Genomic DNA, 20,033 nt, shown 5'->3' with positions numbered 1-20,033 from the left:
AATGAAGGGGTCATCATGAGGGGCGATTTCAGCCGCCGCACGCACGACCGGCGCAAGCAGTACAGCGGGGTGCTCAATGAGCAGGGGCGGCTCCTGACGGATGCGGACCTCGAGGAGGAGCACCGGATCCTGGCGGGGCAGCACGAGCAGACCGCCGCCGATGTCATCGGGCCTTCGGGCGGTCCGCTCGACGGTGCGGGATTCGAGATCACCGTCGACACAGAAGGGATGGTCCGCGTCGGGGTGGGGCGCTACTACGTGGACGGCATCCTCGTGGAGAACTTTCCCGCGAACGAGGGCGACACCTCCATCCCGTTCGAGTGCCAGCCGTTCCTGCCCACCGCCGCGGGCGATGTGAACGGTCCGCTCACCGGTGTCCATCCCGTCGTGCTGGATGTGTGGCGTCGGCTCGTCACCCCTCTGGACGATCCTTCGCTGAAGGAGGTCGCGCTGGGTGGGCCCGAGACGGCCGCGCGCGAGCAGACCGTGTGGCAGGTGCGCGTGCTGGACAGCATCCCGAACTGGACGTGTGTCGCCGGGGCGCCTGCCATGCCGAGCACGACCGGCACGCTCGCCGCCCAGGCCACTCCCGAGGCCGCGCAGAAGACTCCGTGCCTCGTGCCGGCGCGCGCGGGGTACTCGGGGCTCGAGAATCAGTTCTATCGGGTGGAGGTGCTGCGTTCCGGCAAGTCGCGGAAGGTCGACGACGTCAAGCTGACCGCCGTCACCGTCGTCGCCGGCGCAACGGATCAGATCGACGTCGGAGCGTCGGAGGCACCAGAGGCCGGCGCCTTCATCGAACTGGTCCGCAGCGGCGCCGGAGCAGCTGATCCCTTCGATTCGACTTTCACCCAGGTGACCGCCGTCAAGGAGTCGAGGGTCATTCTTGCGACTCCGGTACCCGCCCTGGCGCCGGGGGAGACTCTCGCCTTCCGCCCCGTGAGCGCCATCGCCGTGATGTCGCGCGAGAACGGCTCGGTCGTCACCGGGATCACGGGCATCGACGGGACGACGGTGAACGTCACCGATCTCGGTCCCGACGGAGTTCTCGGCTTCGCTCCGCGACAATGGGTGGAGATCACCGACGACGCGGTCGAGTTCGACGCGAGCGCGCGTCGGCGCCTCTACTTCGTCACGGCCATCGATGCCGATGAGCAGACGGTGACGCTCGCCATTCCCGCCAAAGAGCTCGGCGACAAGCAGGGGATCGATGCGCGGCGCCATCCCAAACTGCGCCGCTGGGATGGAGTGCACGGCATCTGGCAGGGTGCGTCGCCCAACAACTGGCTCCACCTCGAGAATGGCATCGAGATCTCGTTCGCCGCGGGCGACTACGTGCGCGACGACCACTGGTCGTTTCCGGCCCGGACCGCGGTAATGGACGAGAACGGGTCGGGGAACATCGAGTGGCCGCAGGTGGGCAAGAAGCCGGCATCGCTTCGGCCTGACGGCATCCTCCGTCATCGCGCCGTCCTCGGGTACCTGACCCTCGAGAGCGGGAGTCTGACCGCAACGGACTGCAGAGAGCTGTTCCCACCTCTCACCGCGATGACGAACCTGTTCTACGTCGGCGGGGACGGCCAGGAGGCGCGTCGGCACGACATCGGCTTCCCGAAGCTGCCCACGGACCTCGAAGTCCGCGTCGCGAGCGGCGAGACGCCGGTGAAGGACGCGCTCGTCCGCTTCACTACGGAGTCGGGTGCGTTCACCGACGTCCCCACGACAGCGCAGGGCATCGCGGCCTTTTCCTGGACTCTGGCCGCGCCGAGCGATGCGGCCTCCTCGGCGCCCCCGCAGCCACAGGTATGCACGGCGGAGCTGCTGGATCACGCCGGGGATCCGGTCGAGAACCAGCTCATACGGTTCACCGCGACGATTCAGGACCTCACGACCCTGCTTTACGTCAGCGGAGACGGGCAGGAGGCCCGCGTCGGCGACGCGGCATTCCCACAGCTTCCGCGGCCCGTCGTCGTCCGCGTGGCGAACGGGGCCCACCCCGTCGAGGGGGCGACGGTGCAGTTCGCGGCCGAGCAGGGCGCGGTCTCGGCCACATCGGTCGTCACCGATGCCGCAGGGGCCGCATCCGTCACCTGGGATCTCGAGCGGTCCTCCGCCGCCTCGCAGGCGCTGACCGCGACACTCCTCGAGGCTGACGGCACCCCCTCCCCGCACCAGACCATCACGTTCCTCGCCCGCGTCGACCCCGCGTCGGAAGGCCGCGGCGGCTGCTGCACGACGATCGGCGATACCGGCGAGTTCCCGACTATCGAGGAGGCTCTGAAAGAGCTCCACGGTCGGGGGCAGCGCGACATCTGCCTCTGCCTGCTCCCCGGCGATCACCGCGTCGGGTCCGCCGTCGTCGAGGGGGAGTTCCACCTGTCGATCCGGGGATGCGGCCGCACCTCGCGCATCTTCGTCGATGTCCGATTCCAGTTCGCGGCGCTGCTGTCGCTGCGTCTCGCCGATCTCGATCTGCGCTATTCCCCGCGATCTCACCCCGGCGAGCGTGAACCGGGTGTGCTCTTCGTTCACGACACTGCCGACGTCAGGATCGACAACGTCCACGTCTCGGGCGGACACGTCGCCGGGCCGCTCGTGACCATCCACGGAGGCCGCCGGGTGGAGGTCGTCGACTCGGTGATCGAGGTGTTCCGACTCATCCCCATCCGGCCGCTGTTCGATCGGCTCGAGTCGCGGGTCACGAGCGACGCGCGGGGTTGGCCGGCATTGGGCGGCGTTGTCGAGAGCCTCTTCCGCGTGTTCGACGCTGTCGGTTCACCAGAGTTCGGCGGGCGCTCCGGCGAGTTCATGAGGGCGATCGAGGGTGCGACGCCCGCGGCCCGCCGACGACTCGCGGGCGCGATGCGCGTGTGGACCGGTGAGCCTGATGCTGATACCGATGTCGCGTCGGAAGTGGTGGGGATCGCAGACACGTTGGAAGCGGACCCCGTTGCGATTCGCGAGCTGCCTGAACGCATCCGTCGGCTCGCGAGTCGGTTCGATACGTCGCCCGACTTCCTCTCCGGTGTGGCTGTGCTGGAGATCGCGCCGGCTGCCGAGCTTCGCGAGCTCGATGGGCCCCCGGCCGACGTCACCATCCACAACAACCTCCTCTACGGCGACGTGTCGCTCTACGGACGCCCGGCCGAGGATACGGAGATCATCGATGAGATCCGTACGGAGTTCATTCAGGCGATCAGCGAGGGGGGCGTGATCACCGGTGGTCTGGGCACCCTGCGGCTCTCGGGAAATCACCTCGGTCGGATGCGGATGTCGGGGGAGATCCTGGCTCTCCTCAGGCAGTTTTCGAACGACCAGGCCAACGGCAAGGTCGCGTTGTACCGTTCTCTCCTCCTGTCCGACAACGTGTTCGACGGAACAGGCATGAAGGGTCCTCTCCACCCGGCCGTCGCCGCACGTCACGTCGCGCTGACGGGCAATCACTTCACGATGGCCGGCCTCGGGCAGGAGGGTGCGACGCCGACCGTGCTCGAGGTGGTCGCACTGGCAGCCGCCATCACGGGCAATCTCGCCGAGCCTGCGGACGTGCCGCGCGGCTCGGCAGACGCGATCATCGATGTGACGGCCGCCCGCTCGAACGACGCGGGCAACGTCGATCTGTTCATCGTGTGATCGAGGAGGTGAGAAAGGAGCGCGTCGACGAACTTCGCGCCGCCGTTCGGGAATCGGATGCCCGCCCCGGTCGTTGCATCAGGTGTATGGCTCTCGCGACTTCCTCCCTGCTGCAGGTCTCCCGCATCTACGCCGAAGACGCCGCTCTGGCGCTTCCCCGCGGGCAGGAGATCGTCGCCCGCTGGCCGGACGCCGACATCGTGCCCGTCGCATCGCACTGGCAGATCCCCGAGGTGCACGGCGACGAAGCCAACGTGCGGCGCTGGGTGCGCATCAAGACCGAGGCGCTCGTGCTCGGCGTCAAGAAGAGCCTGGTGACGCGACCCAACGGCCGCTCAGCCGATTTCATCGCGCCGTCCACGGCCAACGGCTGTGCCATGGCGTGCGCGTACTGCTACGTGCCGCGGCGGAAGGGCTACAGCAACCCCGTGACGGTGTTCGCGAACATCGATCAGATCACGCGCCACATCGCCAGGCATATCGCCAAGCAGGGCGAGAAGACGACGCCGAACCAGTGCGACCCCGACGCGTGGGTGTATGACATCGGCGAGAACAGCGACTGCTCCGTCGACGCCCTGATCAGCGAGAACGTGCGAGAGCTCTGCGACCTCTTCCGGATGTCGCCGACCGCCAAAGCGTCGTTCGCGACCAAGTTCGTCAACCGCGACCTTCTCGACTGGGATCCCGCCGGGCGCACCCGCATCCGCTTCTCGCTGATGCCCGCCGAGACGGCGAAGGTCACCGACATCCGGACTTCCCCCGTGTCCGAGCGCATCGCCGCGATCAACGACTTCGTCGAGGCCGGCTACGAGGTGCACGTCAACTTCTCGCCCGTCATCCTCACGCCGACGTGGCTCGAGGACTGGGCAGAACTGCTCGACGAGCTCGACGCCGCGCTCTCGCCCGTTGCGAAGACGCAGCTGGCGGCGGAGGTCATCTTCCTCACGCACAACGAGGCGCTCCACGACGTGAACCTCGGCTGGCACCCGAAGGCCGAGGAGCTGCTGTGGACACCGGACCAGCAGGAGCCGAAGCGCTCGGAGAACGGCGCGATCAACGTGCGCTACCGGTACGGCCTCAAGTCGCAGGCGGTCGCCACGCTCACGGCGCTCATCGAGCAGAAGCTGCCGTACTGCCGGATCCGCTACGCCTTCTGATGCCGCGCGAGATCGCGCGCGTGCTCACCGCGGTCGACGTCCGTGGACCGTCGATGCGCACGCGCGCTCCGCGTGATCCCGCCGCTCCGCGTGGTCGCCACCTCCGCTAGAGCCCGTGAGGAGATGCAGCGAGCGACGGAGCCGCTCCCGCCAGTTCTGCGCGCACGATCTCAGCCCCTCCGGCGAGGGCGATCATCTTGCCGCGCGCGACGTCGCGAGCGAGGGGCGCCATCCCGCAGTTCGTGCTCGGGTACAGCTTGTCCGCGTCCACGAAGGGAAGGACGCTGCGGAGGGTCTCCGCCACCTCCTCGGGCGTCTCGATCGCGCTGCTGGCGACGTCGATGGCCCCGACCATGACCTTCTTGCCGCGCAGGAGCTCGATCAGCTCGAGCGGCACCCGCGAGTGCTGGCACTCCAGCGACACCATGTCGATCCCTGAACGCTGCAGCAGCGGGAAGGACTCCTCGTACTGGCGCCACTCCGACCCCAGAGTCGCCTTCCACTCGGTGTTCGCCGTGATGCCGTAGCCGTAGCAGATGTGCACGACGGTCTCGCTGCGGAGCCCCTCCGCCGCGCGCTCCAGCGTCGCCACGCCCCAGTCCTTCACCTCGTCGAAGAACACGTTGAACGCGGGCTCGTCGAACTGGATGATGTCGACTCCCGCCGCCTGCAGCTCCCGCGCCTCCTGGTTGAGGATGGTCGCGAACTCCCAGGCGAGCTTCTCCCGGCTTCCGTAGTGCCGGTCGTACAGGGTGTCGATCATCGTCATGGGGCCGGGAAGCGCCCATTTGATGGGCCGATCGGTCCGAGCCCGGAGGGCCTCCGCGTCGTCCACGAAGACCGATCGCTCGCGCGTCACCGCGCCGACCACGGTCGGCACGCTCGCGTCGTAGCGATCGCGGATCCGCACGGTCTCACGCTGGTCGAAGTCGACCCCGCCGAGGTGCTCGATGAACGTGGTGACGAAGTGCTGACGGGTCTGCTCGCCGTCGCTGATGATGTCGATGCCCGCGTGGAGCTGATCGTCGGCGGCCAGGTTCAGCGCGTCCCGTGTGCCCTCCACCAGTTCGGCACCCTCGAGCTTCCATGGCGACCACAGCTTCTCCGGCTCCGCGAGCCAGGCGGGCTTGGGCAGACTGCCGACGATCGAGGTGGGCAGGGCGTTGTTCATCGATGATCCTCCGCGTGGCATCCGATCAGAGGGCACGGCCGGCCGCCCACTGATCGAGCAGGGCGCGGTAGGGCGTCATGAAGTGCTCCTCGACGAACCTGCCCTGTGTGACCGCGAGCCGGCTGCGCTCCTCGCGGTCGTAGGTGACCCCGGTCGCCGAATGCTCCTGGTTCTCCAGGCTCGGCCGGTACACCTCGCCGGCCGCGGAATGAGCGTTGTAGATCTCCGGTCGGTAGATCCTCTGGAAGGTCTCCATGGTGCTGACCGTTCCGGCGAGCGCCAGGTCGGAGTAGTCGCGGAGCAGATCGCCCTCGAAGTAGAAGGCGAGGGGAGCGACGGAGCCGCGCGGCATGAAGTACCGGACCTGCAACCCCATTTTCGCGAAGTAGCGGTCGGTCATCGAGTAGTCGCTCTGCTCGTACTCCACCCCCAGCACGGGATGCCGCTCGCCGAGTCGGCGATACGTCTTGCTGGTGGACACGCTGATGCAGATCACCGGCGGCTGCGGGAACCGCTCGCGGTACGCGGGCGATTCGACGAAGTGCCGGAAGAGCTTCGCGTGCAGGTCGCCGAAGTCGCTCGGAGCACCCGGAATCCCGCTCGCGGCGTGCGCCGGCAGCACCACGCTGAAATCGTAGTCCCGGACGTACGACGAGAGGTTGTTCCCGGTGATCCCCGCGATGCGCTCGCCCGTCGTCGTGTCGAGGATCTGCACATCGAGCATCTCGAGCAGCGGGACCCCGGCCGCGCTCTCGTCCGCATCGAGGTGCAGGTCCGCCGAGACGATGTCGAGCTTCACGGCGTAGCGATGCCGGCTCGCGCTCTGGCCGTCCGCGAGCTCGTCGAAGCGGTTCTGGATCATCGTCAGCGCGGTGCGGAGATTCTGCAGACGTCGCTCGCCCCGCGCGAGGTTCGCGAAGTTCGTCGTGATGCGGGAACCGGCCGACGGCGTGTAGTCCTCATCGAAGCGGGTGGTGCGGATGCTGTACGTGAAGTCGGTCGCCAACATGAAGCGGTGCCTCGATTCTCAACAGGGGAGCGGCGGGCAGGATCCCGCGCCGCGGTCGCCAGTGTAGGCAGGGCCCGTCGCTATAGCCCCATCAGCACTTCTACCGGCAGGCCATAGGGGACGCCTATGCGAGGAGCTCCACTCCGAACGCCGCGACGACAGCGCGCATCTCGGCGACGAAGCGCTCCGCCTGCGTCGTGAGGGGGATCGAGGCGTGCCCGATCCAGCCGATCTCGATGCGCTCGTCCACCTCGAGAGGCACGGCGACGATCGAGGGGTCCAGATCGTCGGAGACGATTCCCGTGGAGATGGTGTAGCCGCCGAGGCCGATCATGAGGTTGAAGATGGTCGCGCGATCGCTGACGCGGATGTCCTGCTGCGCCGATCGGGTGGAGAGGATCTCCTCGGCGAAGTAGAACGAGTTGTTCGTCCCCTGATCGAAGGTGAGCCGAGGCAGGTCCTCGAGGTCGTCGAGGGTCACCTGCGCGCGCTGGGCGAGCGGGTTCGTCCGCGCCACGAAGATGTGCGGAGTTGCGACGAACATCGGGGTGAACACGAGCCCGGAGTCCCGGAGCAGCCTGTCGATGACGGTCCGGTTGAAGTCGTTCCGATACAGGACGCCGAGCTCGCTGCGCAGCGTGCGGACGTCGTCGAGGATGTCTGCGGTGCGCGTCTCGCGGAGTGTGAAGGCGTACTCCGCCGCGCTCGAGGCCTTGACCATCCGGACGAACGCGTCGACGACGAAGGAGTAGTGCTGGGTGGACACGGCGAGAAGGCGGCGTGACGGCGGGCGTCCGAGGTAGCGCTGCTCGAGGAGCTCCGCCTGCTCGACGACCTGGCGGGCGTAGCCGAGGAACTCCGCGCCGTCCTCCGTGAGCGTCACGCCGCGCACCGACCGGTTGAACAGGGCGCGACCGACGCGGCGCTCGAGGTCTTTCATCGCTGCCGACATGGTCGGCTGCGAGACGTAGAGCAGGTCTGCGGCGGCCGAGATGGATCCCTCCGCGGCGACCTCGACGAAGTACCGCATCTGCTGCAGGGTGATGCCGTTCGCCGTCCCCATGCCGCCTCGTGTCACAGCCGCAGGCTATCTCACCGCATGATGCACGCCCTGCCGCGCCGAGGCAAGCCCTCCCCGCGGTCGCTCGGGCCCGCCTACGTTCGTCGCCATGGACATCTCCGACGTCACCTGGAACGAAGAAGCCCGAGCGAAGATCCTCGACGACTCCGATGCGGTGCTGCGCGAGGCCGTGCGCTCGGTCGCCGCGTCGGGCGGGATCTCGTCCGACGATGCGTTCGCGCAGCTCAATTCGATGCTCAAGGACCGCTTTATCGACTACGAGCCCGGGCCGGACATCCGCAAGTACGCCGACGCCATCGCGGCCGGCGAGTTCGCGTCCGCCGCGGGCTGACGCCGTCCGGACAGCGCTACCCGCCGAGCGCGGCGGCGATGATCTCCGCGTACCCGGTCTGCCCCGCCGCATTCGGATGGAAGCTGCCCTCCGCCGTGCGGGCCGTCACCGGAAGGAATCCGGTCATCCAGCGGCTCCCGCTGTCGCAGAGCCCGTGCCCGTCGAAGCCCTCGGCGTTCACGTCCACGTACTGCGCATCGGCGACATCCGACGATCCGACGGCCGTGGCGATCGCGTCGTTCAGCGTTCCGGCCGTGTCGTTGATCGCCGCCGTCGCGATCGCGTCGAACGAGAGCGGCGCATGCGCGCCGGGCAGCTGCGGCCCGAGAACCCCCAGCCGGCACGTGCGATCGGTGTCGCCGAAGGGGAGCGGATAGCCGGTGACGACGATCTGCGCATTCGGCGCGGACGCGTGGATGAGTGCGATCACCGCCGCGATGCGCTCCGAGAGGCCCGCCGCGATCATCTGCTCGACGAGGGCGAGTGCCGCGTCGCAGGGCGGCGCGTCGGGGAGGGGCGCGTTGCTGCAGACGATGAGCGCGTCGCGCCAGGCCGTGTCGTTGATGCCCACGGTGAGGGTCACCAGCTCCGTCGCGGGCCCGAGATCGCCGGACCGCGCCAGCTTCTCCACCTGCCCCATGACGTCTCCCGTGGTTGCGCCCGAGCACGCCGCGGACACCACCGCAACACCCAGGTCCTTCGCCAGCAGCTCAGGATACGAGCGCGTGGATCGCAAGCAGCCCTCATCGAGGTACGGCAGCAGCCCGTTCCCGGCCGCGATGGAATCGCCGACGGCCACGTAGGTCGCACCGGTCGTCGACGCGGCCGCGGCGGGAGTGGCGGCGAGAGTAGAGAGCCCCAGCAAGATGGCCGCGAGCACCGCGGCAGCACGCGTCTTCATCATTCCCCTTCGAACGACACACCCCCAGATGTGCGGCCGATGCTAGACCGCCCCGAGGGTGCCGGATAGGGGAGAAGTGCGCGCTCCGCGTCAGCGGATGGCCGGGGTCACCTCGATGAGCACCTTCCCGACCGCGCCGCCCTCGACCGCATCGTGCGCGGCAGCGGTCTCCGCGAGCGGGAACCACGTGAGCGGCAGCCCCGCTTCCTCTCCGACCGGCAGCGCGCCGTCGCGCAGCGCAGCGGTGACATCCTCCGCCGCCGCACGCCAGGCCGCTTCCCCCACGGTGTAGACGAGCACGCCCTGCACCCGCAGGTTCTTCGCGAAGGAGGGCTGCACCGGGATGATGATCTCGTCGCCGCCCTCGTTCGCGTAGTAGGCGATGCTGGCGTGGTTGGCGATCACCTGCAGGTCCAGCCGCGCGTTCGCGCCGGGCGCGACCTCGACGATCTGCTCGACGCCTTTCGGTGCGATCCGCCGGATCTGCTCGGCGGCGTCGTCGTCCGTGTAGCGCACGACGTGATGGGCGCCCGCAGCCTCCGCGAGGGCCGCCTTTTCATCGCTGCTCACGGTCGCGATCACCGCGGCGCCCGCCCATACGGCGAGCTGGATCGCGGCATGGCCCACGGCGCCCGCGCCACCGGCCACGAGCACCGTGCGGCCGTCCAGCGCACCAGGCGCGAGTCGCGACGGTCCGAACTCGTGGACGGTGAGTGCCCGATGCGCGGTCATCGCGGGCACGCCGAGGCTCGCAGCGGCCGCGAAGTCGATGCCCTCGGGGAGGGGGATCGCGCGAGACGCCGGAACGACGGTGTACTCCTGTGCGGTGCCCGATGGGCTCCCGTGCTGGGCGAGGAAGAGCCAGACGCGATCCCCGGCGGACAGGTCTCTCACGCCATCCCCGACCGCATCGATGACGCCCGCGCCGTCCTGATTCGGCACCACCTCGTCGAACGCCATCCGGCGCGTGCCCGCGCGCGACTTCCAGTCGGTCGGGTTCACGCCGGAGACGGCGACGCGCACGCGCACCTCACCCGGCCCGGGCGAGGGGATGTCGCGCTCGACGAGCTGCAGGACGGACGAGTCACCGATGGTGGAGTAGACGATCGCTTCCATGACGGTCATCTCATCGTGTGCTCACCGACGTGCGCCACCCGTTGCGGTCCGGCCGCCCCCGTGACACCGACCTCAGACGTGCGGATACGACGTCGAGTTGCACGGCGAGGTTCGCTGTGCCACGCTTGGTACCGGTCCCAATGGGACCGGTACCAAAACGCGATGGAGCACGAGGGTGCTCCGAGAGGACGCTCTTCATGCTCGGCTTCGATCCCGACTTCTACCGCTCCGTGGTCTCCGGAGCGGGCGCTCTGCGCACGCGCATCGACGACATCGTCCACACGGTCTCGACCGCAGGGTACGAGAACCTCTTCCTCATCGGGTCGGGCGGCTCGTATGCGGCGATGTGGCCGTACGAGCTCCTCGTCACCACACGCTCGACGCTGCCTGTTCGCTCCGCGATCGCCGCGGAGCTCGTCCTGAGCGGCGACCCGCGTCTCGGCGCACGCTCGCTCGCCGTGTTCTCCTCGCTCTCCGGGACCACCGCGGAGACCCTGAAGGCGCTCGAGTACTGCGCCGAGCGCGGCGTGACGACGATCGCGCTGACCGGCGATGGCGAGAGCCCCATCGGCCGCGCTGCGGATCACGTTCTCGTGAACCCGGCGGACGACGAGACGGCGGGGGAGTCGATCGACATCCAGCTGCTGCTCCTCATCACCGCGCTCCTCCACGAACGCGGAGAGTTCGAGGGATACGAGCGGCTCGCAGACCAGCTGACGGACCTGACCGACGCTCTGATCGCGGTGCAGGAGCAGGCGGATGGCCCCGCTGCGGCGTTCGCGCAGAAGCATCGTGACACGACCTATCACTTCCTCGTGGGCGCCGGGAACCTGTGGGGATTCACCTACAACTACTCGATGTGCATCCTCGAGGAGATGCAGTGGCTGCACACGACGCGCGTCCACGGCGCGGAGTTCTTCCACGGATCGCTCGAGCTCATCGAGAAGGACACGAGCCTGCTGCTGTTCAAGGGCGAGGACGCCGGCCGCCCGCTCATGGAGCGCGTCGAGCGGTTCACCGAGCGGTACAACGAGAACACCACGGTGATCGACACCGCGGCGTACCCGCTGGCAGGCGTCGACGACGAGTTCCGTGCGCTGACTGCCCCGATCGTCGTGGACGCGATCTCCGCGCGCTTCACCAAGCACCTCGAGACCGTCCGCGAGCACCCGCTGTCGACGCGTCGCTACTACCGCGTCGTGGAGTACTGATGACGGGTGCGGTCACGCCGGCGCGCGTCCTCGGTGTCGGCGACAATGTGATCGACCGCTTCCTCGATCGCGGCGTCTACTATCCGGGCGGCAACAGCGTGAACGTGGCGGTCTTCGCCCGCCGGGCAGGCGTCGAGGCGGCATACCTCGGAGTCTTCGGCGACGACGACCCGGGCGCTCACATCCGCGAGGCGCTCGGAGAGCTCGGCGTCGCGACGGATCACAGCGTCGTGCGAGCCGGCGAGACGGGATGGTGCGACGTCCGTGTCGTCGACGGCGACCGCGTCTTCGGCGACTGGTCGGGCGGCGTCACGGTGGAGCAGCCGATCGATCTGACCGCGGAGGTGCTGGCGTATGCCGGGGGATTCGACCTCGTGCACGTGAGCGCCTACGCCGCACTCGAGCCGCAGCTTCCCGCGCTGCATGCGGCGGCTCGACTCGTCGTCTTCGACTTCGCCGACGAGCCCGAGTACCGAGAGGAGGGGTACCGGGCCGCAGTCGCGCCCTGGGTCGATCTCGCGGTCCTCTCGGCCGCGGACCTGCCGTGGACGGCGGCCGAGGAACTCGCGCGCGACACCTTCCGGAAGGGCGCCGCCATGGTCCTTGTGACACGCGGGCTCGAGGGTTCGGCGGTCTTCGACGGCGACGCCTTCACGCGTGCGCAGGCGGTGCGCGTGGAGACCGTGGACACCATGGGCTGCGGTGACGCGTTCATCGCCTCGTTCATGCTGAGTGCGCACGCGGCCGGGTGGTCGCGCGGGCACCGGCTTCCCGCGTCCGTCATCGAGACGGCGCTTCATCACGCGGCTCAGGCCGCCGCTCAGCAGTGCGCCATCGAGGGCGCATTCGGATACCCCAAGGAGTACATGCAATGACGCAGGAACTCGCTCCCTCGACGGAGCCCGCACTCGAGCCGTCCGAGGCTCGCGTGTCGCCCCGGACGCGCGCGATCGCCGGCTACGTCGGTCTCGGCGTGGTCTTCCTTCTCTCCCTGCTCGCGCCGTCCGGAGACGCCGAGTACGGCCTGTGGAGCCTGCTCCCCGCGGTCACGCTGTTCGGCTTCATCCTCACGACGCACCGCGTGATCGAGGGGTTCCTGTGGACGGGCATCCTCGCGGTCTTCATGATCCATCGCCTCGGCCTGCCCGCCGCGTGGATCGGGTCGCTCAACGAGCAGATGACCGATGCCGACAACATCTGGCTCCTCGTGCTGCTGACGATGATCGGGGGCCTGCTCGGGGTGTTCGAGCGGATGGGCCTCTCGGCATCGTTCGCCCGAGCGGTCTCGCGCCTGGCACGGGGGCCGCGGGCGGCGGGCGCCATCACGGCCGTCTCGTCGCTGCTGCTCAGCAACGACAGCTACCTCTCGGCGTCGGGTGTGGGCGTGAGCATGACGCCGGTGAATCGCCGCTTCGGACTCCCGCGGGCATTCACCGCCTCCGTCGTCCGCTCGACGGGCGAGCCGGGGACGACCCTGAATCCGTTCGGCAGCACGTCGGTGCTGATCGCCGGGCTGCTCATCGGCGCGGGTTACGGCGCCGACCGCAGCGAGGTCTCGGTGTACCTCGACGTGCTGCCCTACCTCTTCTACTCCTTCGCCGCGGTGATCATCGGTGTGCTCCTCGCGATCCGCATCGTTCCGGCCGTCGGCGCCATGCGACGTGAATTCGGCGCCGTCGACGTGGACGAGCTCGACGAACCGGCGGAGACGCGCACGCAGCCCCACTTCGTGAACTTCCTCGTTCCGATCGTCGTGGTCATCGCGAGCGCCATCGTGCTCGCCGACATCCAGCTCGGGTTCGCGCTCGCGCTGCTTGCGACGGGTCTGCTCCTGGTGGCGCAGCGCGCGACGACGTTGAGCGAGTACGTCGACGCTGTCATCGAGGGGATGAAGGACATCTTCTCGCTCGTGCTTCTCATGGCGCTGGCATTCGTGCTCGTCAACGCGGTGTCCGAGCTCGGGTTCACCGAGTTCATCGTCGACAGCGTGGGCGGTGTCATCGCACCGCAGTGGCTGCCGTTCGCGATCTTCCTCGTGTTCGGGATCACGGAGATGCTGGTGACCCTCAACTGGTCGCTGTACATCCTGCTCGTGCCGGTGCTCGTGACTCTCGCCGGCGAGGTGGGCGCGAGCGTCCCGATGACCGTCGCGGCGCTGCTGTCAGCGGGGACGTTCGGCGTGGCGGCCGCGATCTCGTCGGATGTCGGGCTGCTCACCGCCACCTCCACGCGGGTGCCGCTCTACCGCCACTGGATCACGAACCTGCCGTACCAGGTGGCAGCCGCCGTCGTCGCGCTGATCGGCTTCGCGGTCCTCGGGTTCATCGGATGATGTCCGGCGCTGGCGAGACCGGCGCGGTGGTCGGTCATCCCGACCTCGTCGTCGTGGGGCGCGCGATCTGGACCGGCGACGGCGCGGTCCCCGGCGCGCTGCTCCTGCGCGACGGCAGAATCGCGCATCGAGCCGTCGGCGAGGTCGCCTGGCGCGCCCTCGCCGGGCCCGGCGCCGAGGTGATCGACGCCGGGAACGGGCTCGTGGTGCCCGGTCTGCACGACAACCACACGTTCTTCACCGCCGCACTGCTCGAGCACGGCGGCCTGGATGGCGGCGGCCTCGAGGACCGCGACGTGGTCGCCCGGGTCCTGAGGAGGCTCGACGAAGCGCCCTCGGCGCTCGTTCTCGTGCGGGGACTCTCCGGACCCGCGGAGCGCGGCGACGGTCTCATCCGGGATCTCGCCGCCCGCATCCCCGAAGCGGCCGTCGTGCTGCTCGGCGCGCGGCGGGCGTGGCTGGCGCTCTCCGACGGTGCTCGAGCAGCGGTGGGCGATGCCGATGCCGCTTCCAACGAGTCTTTGGCCCGCCTCTACCGCGTGCTCGCACGAGACGCCGACGTCGTGCGCGCGGCCTTCGTCTCGCGAGCGACCGCGTTCTCGGCGCATGGAGTCACCTCGGTCAAGGACATCGCCTTCGACGACCACCTCGGGATGCTTCCGGTCCTGCAGAGTCTCTCGGCGCGTGACGAACTCGGGCTGCGGATGGCCTTCGCTCTGCAGCCGGTGGCGGCTCCCGCTGATCTCGGCTTCGCCGAGCGCATCTCGTCTCGGCGCGACGGGCTGCGCTTTCATGGCTTCAAGCTGATGACAGATGGCGCATTCGACGAGGGCGGCGCGTCGCTCCTCGACGCAGATGCGGCACAGCCGGACGCCGTCGACTGGCCGCTGGTGCGCGCCGAGGCCCGGCGCATCCTCGATGCGGGGTACCGGCTCGCCCTCAATGCGGACGGCGACGGCGCGGTGCGGCGCTGCCTCGACATCTTCGAGGAGTACGCGCGGGAGCGCGGGGAGCTGCCGAAGGGCTCCGGACTGTCCGATGTCAGCCTGATCCACGACGTCGACATCCCTCGCATCGCGGCCCTCGGGCTCGTCGTCGAGACGTATCCGCACGTCGTGCGTCAGGAGGGGTTCACCCGGCAGCTTCTCACCGAGCTGCTGGGCGCTCGCGGCGGCCGTCTCGGGCCGTTCGCGGAGATGGTCCGGCACGGCGTCCATCTGACGGCCGGCACGGACCATCCGCTGTTCGATCCCGACCTGCCGCAGTCGCTCCTCTCCGCGAGCGAGCGTCTGCTGCCGAGGCCGGGGGACGGCCGCTGGCATGAGGAGAACGGCATGTCGCGCGAGGAGGTCATCCGCTCCTGGACCTCGCGGGCCGGCGCGGCGATGCAGACGCCTGTCGGCGCGGGCACGTTCGAGCCGGGCGCTCCTGCGGATGTCGCGGTCTTCGATCGGAACCTCCTCGAGGCGACGACGGACGACCTCGCCGAGGCCGCGGTGTCGGCCACGGTGCGGGATGGGCGGGTCGTGTATCGCGCGTGACGGCGTCATTAGGCTGGACACCGTGACGACTCCGGGACCTCGACCGACGATCACCGAGGTCGCGCGGCTCGCCGGCGTCGGCCGTTCCTCAGCCGCGCGCGCTCTGGGCGGGTACGGCTCGGTCAGCGAGAGCACGCGGGATCGCGTGCTGGCGGCGGCCCGTGAGCTCGGGTACGAGACCAACGAGCTCGCGCGCAGCATGAGCACGGGCGAGACGCGGACCATCGGGGTCGTGCTCGCGGACATCGCCAATCCGTTCTTCGCGGGCGTGCTGCGCGGCATCACAGAGGTGTGCGCGGCGGAGGGGTTCGACACCATCGTGGTGAACACCGATGAGGACGTCGAGCGCGAGCAGGCCGCCGTCCGCCTGATGCTGGCGAAGCAGGTCGACGGCATCGTCGTCTCGCCCACCGGCGGCGCCGATGCCGATGCCGATCACCTCGAGGCCGCGATCTCGCGAGGCGTCCCCGTCGTGCAGCTCGACCGCACGCTGTCGCGCCTGCCCGGGCCCGCCGTGGTGCTCGACAACCGCGAGGCGGCTTTCGCAGCCACCCAGGAGCTGCTGTCCGCCGGGCACCGGCGGATCGCGCTGGCGTGGGGCCCCCGCTCCGAGGTGCCGGCGGACACCGTCGCCGGTCTGCAGACGGCCGCGCAGGCCGACCTCTCCACGACGCGCGAGCGCCTCATCGGCTACCTCCGTGCTCTCGCCGACGCGGGTCTTCCGGCTGATCCTCGGCTGGTGATGACCGGCGACCAGACCGTGGACGGCGTCGCGCGCTTCACGCGCGAGGCGCTGTCGGCCGAGCGGCCGCCGACGGCGGTGGTCGTCACCGAGACCGACGCCGCGCTCGGCGTCCTGCAGGTGCTTCGCGAGCAGTCGCTGCAGAGCCCTCGGGACCTGTCGCTGGTGGGTTTCGACGACGCGCCGTGGGTGCAGTACCTCGACCCCCCGCTCACCGTCCTCAGCCAGCCGGTCGAGGAGCTCGGCGAGCGGAGTGCACAGGAGCTGCTCGCGCTGATGCGGGGACGACCGGTGTCGGCGTCCCTCGTCCACCTCTCCGCTCGTCTCATCCGCCGGAGTTCCGTCGCCTCTCTGCCCTCGTGACCGCTTGAGGGAATACCCCCGGGGGGTATAGCGTTGCCCCTGCCAGCGACGCCCGATGCGGGCGCGACGAGAGGAGACGCCATGAGCACGAACGAGTACCGGGTGACCGGAATGACCTGCGGGCACTGCGAGATGTCGGTGCGCGAGGAGGTCGGCGAGATCGCGGGTGTCGAGGACATCCAGGTGAGTGCGGAGACGGGGCGGCTCGTCGTCACCGCCTCCGACGAGCTCGACGACGCGAAGGTGCTGGCCGCGGTCACCGAGGCTGGCTACAGCGCGGTCCGCGTCTGATGAACACGGCGACGCGCCTGAGCCTCTACGGGGCAGGCCTCGTGGCCGCGTTCGCCGCGGCCTTCGGGCTCGGCGCAGTCGCCGTCCCCGAGAAGGCGGTATCGGCATGGAACGAGGGAGCTGAGATGAGCGAGCACGGCGAGACGCACGTCGACGTGTCGAGCGGGGCGCACGGCGAGGCGCACAGCACGCCGGCAGGGCTGGCGCTGAGCGTCGGCGGCTACGCCCTGGCACCGGTCGAGGCGCCGGGCGCGATCGGCGAGGCGGGGGAGCTGCGCTTCCGCATCCTCGACGAGAGCGGCCATCCGCTCACCGACTACGCGACGGAGCACGGAAAGGAGCTGCACCTCATCGTCGTCCGCGCGGACGGCGCGCAGTTCCGGCACGTGCACCCGGAGTTGGACACCGCCAGCGGCACGTGGTCCCTGCCGTGGACGTGGGAGGCGGCCGGCACGTACCGCGTGTACGCCGACTTCGCTGCGCGCGGTGCCGAGGGCATCACGCTCTCGCGCACGGTCCAGGTCGCCGGCGATGTCACTCCGGCCGTCACCGAGGTGCGCACGACGGCCGAGACGGATGGCTGCATCGTGCGTCTCGAGGGAGAGCTGGTCGCCGGCGCCGCCGCGGACCTCACCCTCGAGGTGAGCCGGAACGGCGCGCCCGTCACGACGCTCGAGCCCTACCTCGGCGCCTTCGGCCATCTCGTGGCGCTGCGCGAGGGCGACCTCGCGTATCTCCACGTGCACCCCGAGGGCGCGGAGCCGGCGGCCGGCGAGACCGGCGGTCCGGCCATCCGCTTCGCCGCCACCGCGCCCACCGCGGGCCGCTACCTGCTGTACCTCGACTTCCAGGTCGACGGCGAGGTCCACGCCGCCGCGTTCGCGCTCGACGCGACGGCCCGAGGGGAGCACGAATGAGCGCGCCATCCGCACCCGCCGTCGAGCTCGAGATCGGCGGGATGACCTGCGCCTCGTGCGCGAACCGCATCGAGCGGAAGCTCAACAAGCTCGACGGCGTCACGGCGAGCGTGAACTACGCCACGGAGAAGGCGCGCGTCACGGTTCCCGAGGGGTACGACCCCGCCCTGCTCATCGCCGAGGTCGAGAAGACCGGCTACACGGCCATCCTGCCGCGGCCCGCCGAGGAGCCCGCTCGCGGCGACGGCGACCCCGAGCTGACCTCGCTGCGACAGCGGCTGATCGGCGCGATCGTGCTCACGGTCCCGGTGATCGCGATGTCGATGATCCCCGCGCTGCAGTTCGACTCCTGGCAGTGGGCCTCGCTCGCGCTCGCCGCCCCCGTGATCATCTGGGCGGCGTGGCCGTTCCACCGCGCGGCCTGGATCAACCTGCGCCACGGCAGCGCCACAATGGACACGCTCATCTCGATGGGCACGTCCGTCGCCCTGCTGTGGTCGCTCTACGCGCTGTTCCTCGGCACCGCGGGCGAGCCGGGCATGACGCACGCCTTCGCGCTCACGATCGCGCCGACGGATGGCGCGGGCAGCATCTACCTGGAGGTGGGGGCGGGCGTCACCACGTTCATCCTCGCCGGCCGCTATTTCGAGAAGCGCTCGAAGCGCCAGGCCGGCGATGCGCTGCGCGCGCTCCTGGAGCTCGGCGCGAAGGACGTCGCGGTGCTGCGTGAGGGGGTCGAGACGCGCATCCCCACCGGCGACCTGCGGGTCGGCGACGAGTTCGTGGTGCGCCCGGGGGAGAAGATCGCCATCGATGGCGTGGTCGTCTCCGGCACCTCCGCGGTGGACGCGTCCATGCTCACCGGCGAGTCCGTGCCCGTCGAGGTGCGCGAAGGCGACGCCGTGACCGGCGCCACCGTGAATGCCGGCGGCCGGCTCGTCGTGCGCGCGAGCCGCATCGGCGCCGACACGCAGCTCGCGCAGATGGCGAAGCTCGTCGAGGACGCGCAGTCCGGCAAGGCGGAGGTGCAGCGCCTCGCGGACCGGATCTCCGGCATCTTCGTCCCGATCGTCATCGCCATCGCGGTCGTCACACTCGGCGCCTGGCTCGGTGCGGGTTTCCCCGCGAGCGCGGCGTTCACCGCCGCGGTCGCCGTGCTCGTCATCGCCTGCCCGTGCGCCCTCGGTCTCGCGACGCCGACGGCGCTCCTCGTGGGCACCGGCCGCGGCGCGCAGCTCGGCATCCTCATCAAGGGCCCCGAGGTGCTCGAGTCGACGCGGCGCGTGGACACCGTCGTGCTGGACAAGACCGGCACGGTAACGAGCGGCCGCATGAGCCTCGTCGAGGTCATCCCCGAGCCCGGTGTCGATCGCGCCGAGCTCCTCCGCGTCGCGGGCGCGCTCGAGCAGGCCTCCGAGCACCCCGTCGCGCAGGCCATCGCGCGGGGGGCGGCGGCCGAGGTGGGCCAGCTGCCCGTCGCCGAGGACTTCGCGAACGTGGCAGGGCGCGGCGTGCAGGGCATGGCGGACGGCCATGCCGCGGTGGTCGGCCGGGAGTCGCTTCTCGCGGACTGGGCGATGCACCTGCACCGCGACGTCGCCGCGGCCAAGGCGCGCGCGGAGGACGAGGGGCGAACGGTCGTCGTCGTCGGGTGGGATGGCGCCGCGCGGGGACTGCTCGTCGTCGCCGACACCGTCAAGCCCACGAGCGCCGAGGGCGTCGCCGCGCTCAAGCGGATGGGGCTCACCCCGCTGCTGCTCACCGGCGACAACGCCGCCGTCGGACGGCGGGTGGCGGCGGAGGTGGGCATCGACGAGGTCATCGCCGAGGTGCTTCCGCAGGACAAGGTGGACGTCGTCGCGCGGCTGCAGGCGGAGGGGAAGGTCGTCGCGATGGTCGGCGACGGCGTGAACGACGCTCCCGCACTCGCGCAGGCCGATCTCGGCCTCGCCATGGGCACCGGCGCCGACGTCGCCATCGAGGCGGCCGACATCACGCTCGTCGGGAGCGACCTCCGGGGGGTCGTCGACGCCATCCGCCTCTCTCGCCGCACCCTCGGAACGATCAAGACGAACCTGTTCTGGGCCTTCGCCTACAACGTGGCGGCGATCCCCGTCGCCGCACTCGGGATGCTCAACCCCATGCTCGCGGGAGCGGCCATGGCGTTCTCCAGCGTGTTCGTCGTGGGCAACAGCCTGCGCCTGCGGGCCTTCCGCAGCGTGACGCGCTGAGTCGAC

16 protein-coding genes are annotated in these 20,033 nt (G+C 69.8%); 11 read left to right on the top strand and 5 right to left on the bottom strand.

Annotated elements, in window-relative coordinates; all coding sequences use genetic code 11:
- Positions 1–15 precede the first annotated feature (15 nt).
- Together D7D94_RS04575 and D7D94_RS04570 are read left to right on the top strand one after the other, a co-directional pair.
- Positions 16–3,633, top strand: coding sequence for an Ig-like domain-containing protein (locus D7D94_RS04575; protein ID WP_156241509.1), 3,618 nt, complete (start codon positions 16–18; stop codon positions 3,631–3,633).
- A gap of 86 nt (positions 3,634–3,719) precedes the next feature.
- Complete coding sequence (locus tag D7D94_RS04570; protein WP_156241508.1) at positions 3,720–4,790, top strand: spore photoproduct lyase family protein; 1,071 nt, start codon at positions 3,720–3,722, stop codon at positions 4,788–4,790.
- Positions 4,791–4,896: 106 nt separating this feature from the next.
- Here the strand turns inward: D7D94_RS04570 and D7D94_RS04565 are convergent, their stop codons facing one another.
- From D7D94_RS04565 to D7D94_RS04555, 3 genes are all read right to left on the bottom strand, one after another.
- Positions 4,897–5,961, bottom strand: coding sequence for a methionine synthase (locus D7D94_RS04565; RefSeq protein WP_156241507.1), 1,065 nt, complete (start codon positions 5,959–5,961; stop codon positions 4,897–4,899).
- A 25-nt stretch (positions 5,962–5,986) separates the two neighbouring features.
- Positions 5,987–6,967 (bottom strand): putative oxygenase MesX, encoded by a 981-nt coding sequence (locus D7D94_RS04560; RefSeq protein ID WP_156243319.1) that lies wholly within the window; start codon positions 6,965–6,967, stop codon positions 5,987–5,989.
- A gap of 127 nt (positions 6,968–7,094) precedes the next feature.
- Positions 7,095–8,033, bottom strand: coding sequence for a LysR family transcriptional regulator (locus D7D94_RS04555; protein WP_216648704.1), 939 nt, complete (start codon positions 8,031–8,033; stop codon positions 7,095–7,097).
- Positions 8,034–8,139: 106 nt separating this feature from the next.
- On the opposite strand from D7D94_RS04555, the gene D7D94_RS04550 reads away from it, so the two are divergent.
- Positions 8,140–8,382: a hypothetical protein gene (locus D7D94_RS04550; protein ID WP_156241506.1), complete on the top strand. Its 243-nt coding sequence runs from the start codon at positions 8,140–8,142 to the stop codon at positions 8,380–8,382.
- A 16-nt stretch (positions 8,383–8,398) separates the two neighbouring features.
- Here the strand turns inward: D7D94_RS04550 and D7D94_RS04545 are convergent, their stop codons facing one another.
- Together D7D94_RS04545 and D7D94_RS04540 are read right to left on the bottom strand one after the other, a co-directional pair.
- A complete protein-coding gene (locus D7D94_RS04545; RefSeq protein WP_173024235.1) occupies positions 8,399–9,283 on the bottom strand; it encodes an SGNH/GDSL hydrolase family protein in 885 nt (294 codons plus the stop codon).
- A gap of 90 nt (positions 9,284–9,373) precedes the next feature.
- Positions 9,374–10,399, bottom strand: a complete 1,026-nt coding sequence (locus tag D7D94_RS04540; RefSeq protein ID WP_156243317.1) for an NADPH:quinone reductase — start codon at positions 10,397–10,399, stop codon at positions 9,374–9,376.
- Between the two features lie 197 nt (positions 10,400–10,596).
- Here D7D94_RS04540 and D7D94_RS04535 point away from each other — a divergent pair, with 197 nt between their 5' ends.
- From D7D94_RS04535 to D7D94_RS04500, 8 genes are all read left to right on the top strand, one after another.
- Positions 10,597–11,610, top strand: a complete 1,014-nt coding sequence (locus D7D94_RS04535; protein ID WP_156241504.1) for an SIS domain-containing protein — start codon at positions 10,597–10,599, stop codon at positions 11,608–11,610.
- The gene (locus D7D94_RS04530) at positions 11,610–12,485 is read left to right on the top strand and encodes a PfkB family carbohydrate kinase (protein ID WP_156241503.1); all 876 of its coding nucleotides are present in this window, start codon (positions 11,610–11,612) and stop codon (positions 12,483–12,485) included. The genes D7D94_RS04535 and D7D94_RS04530 overlap by 1 nt, the downstream gene beginning before the upstream one ends.
- Positions 12,482–13,942 (top strand): Na+/H+ antiporter NhaC family protein, encoded by a 1,461-nt coding sequence (locus tag D7D94_RS04525; RefSeq protein WP_156241502.1) that lies wholly within the window; start codon positions 12,482–12,484, stop codon positions 13,940–13,942. The genes D7D94_RS04530 and D7D94_RS04525 overlap by 4 nt, the downstream gene beginning before the upstream one ends.
- Positions 13,939–15,483: an amidohydrolase family protein gene (locus D7D94_RS04520; RefSeq protein WP_156241501.1), complete on the top strand. Its 1,545-nt coding sequence runs from the start codon at positions 13,939–13,941 to the stop codon at positions 15,481–15,483. The genes D7D94_RS04525 and D7D94_RS04520 overlap by 4 nt, the downstream gene beginning before the upstream one ends.
- A 22-nt stretch (positions 15,484–15,505) precedes the next feature.
- Positions 15,506–16,588 carry a LacI family DNA-binding transcriptional regulator gene (locus D7D94_RS04515; protein WP_173024234.1) on the top strand — a complete coding sequence of 361 codons (1,083 nt, stop codon included), beginning with the start codon at positions 15,506–15,508 and terminating at the stop codon, positions 16,586–16,588.
- Between the two features lie 81 nt (positions 16,589–16,669).
- Complete coding sequence (locus tag D7D94_RS04510) at positions 16,670–16,879, top strand: heavy-metal-associated domain-containing protein (protein ID WP_156241499.1); 210 nt, start codon at positions 16,670–16,672, stop codon at positions 16,877–16,879.
- Complete coding sequence (locus D7D94_RS04505) at positions 16,879–17,796, top strand: heavy-metal-associated domain-containing protein (RefSeq protein WP_156241498.1); 918 nt, start codon at positions 16,879–16,881, stop codon at positions 17,794–17,796. Before D7D94_RS04510 ends, D7D94_RS04505 begins: the two co-directional genes overlap by 1 nt.
- Positions 17,793–20,027: a heavy metal translocating P-type ATPase gene (locus D7D94_RS04500; protein WP_173024233.1), complete on the top strand. Its 2,235-nt coding sequence runs from the start codon at positions 17,793–17,795 to the stop codon at positions 20,025–20,027. Before D7D94_RS04505 ends, D7D94_RS04500 begins: the two co-directional genes overlap by 4 nt.
- The last annotated feature ends 6 nt before the right edge of the window (positions 20,028–20,033 follow it).

It is taken from the genome of Microbacterium oryzae, assembly GCF_009735645.1.
In the GTDB taxonomy this organism is placed as follows: Bacteria; Actinomycetota; Actinomycetes; order Actinomycetales; family Microbacteriaceae; genus Microbacterium; species Microbacterium oryzae.
Note: the sequence above shows the minus strand (reverse complement) of the source record. Positions and strands in the feature narration are given on the sequence as shown.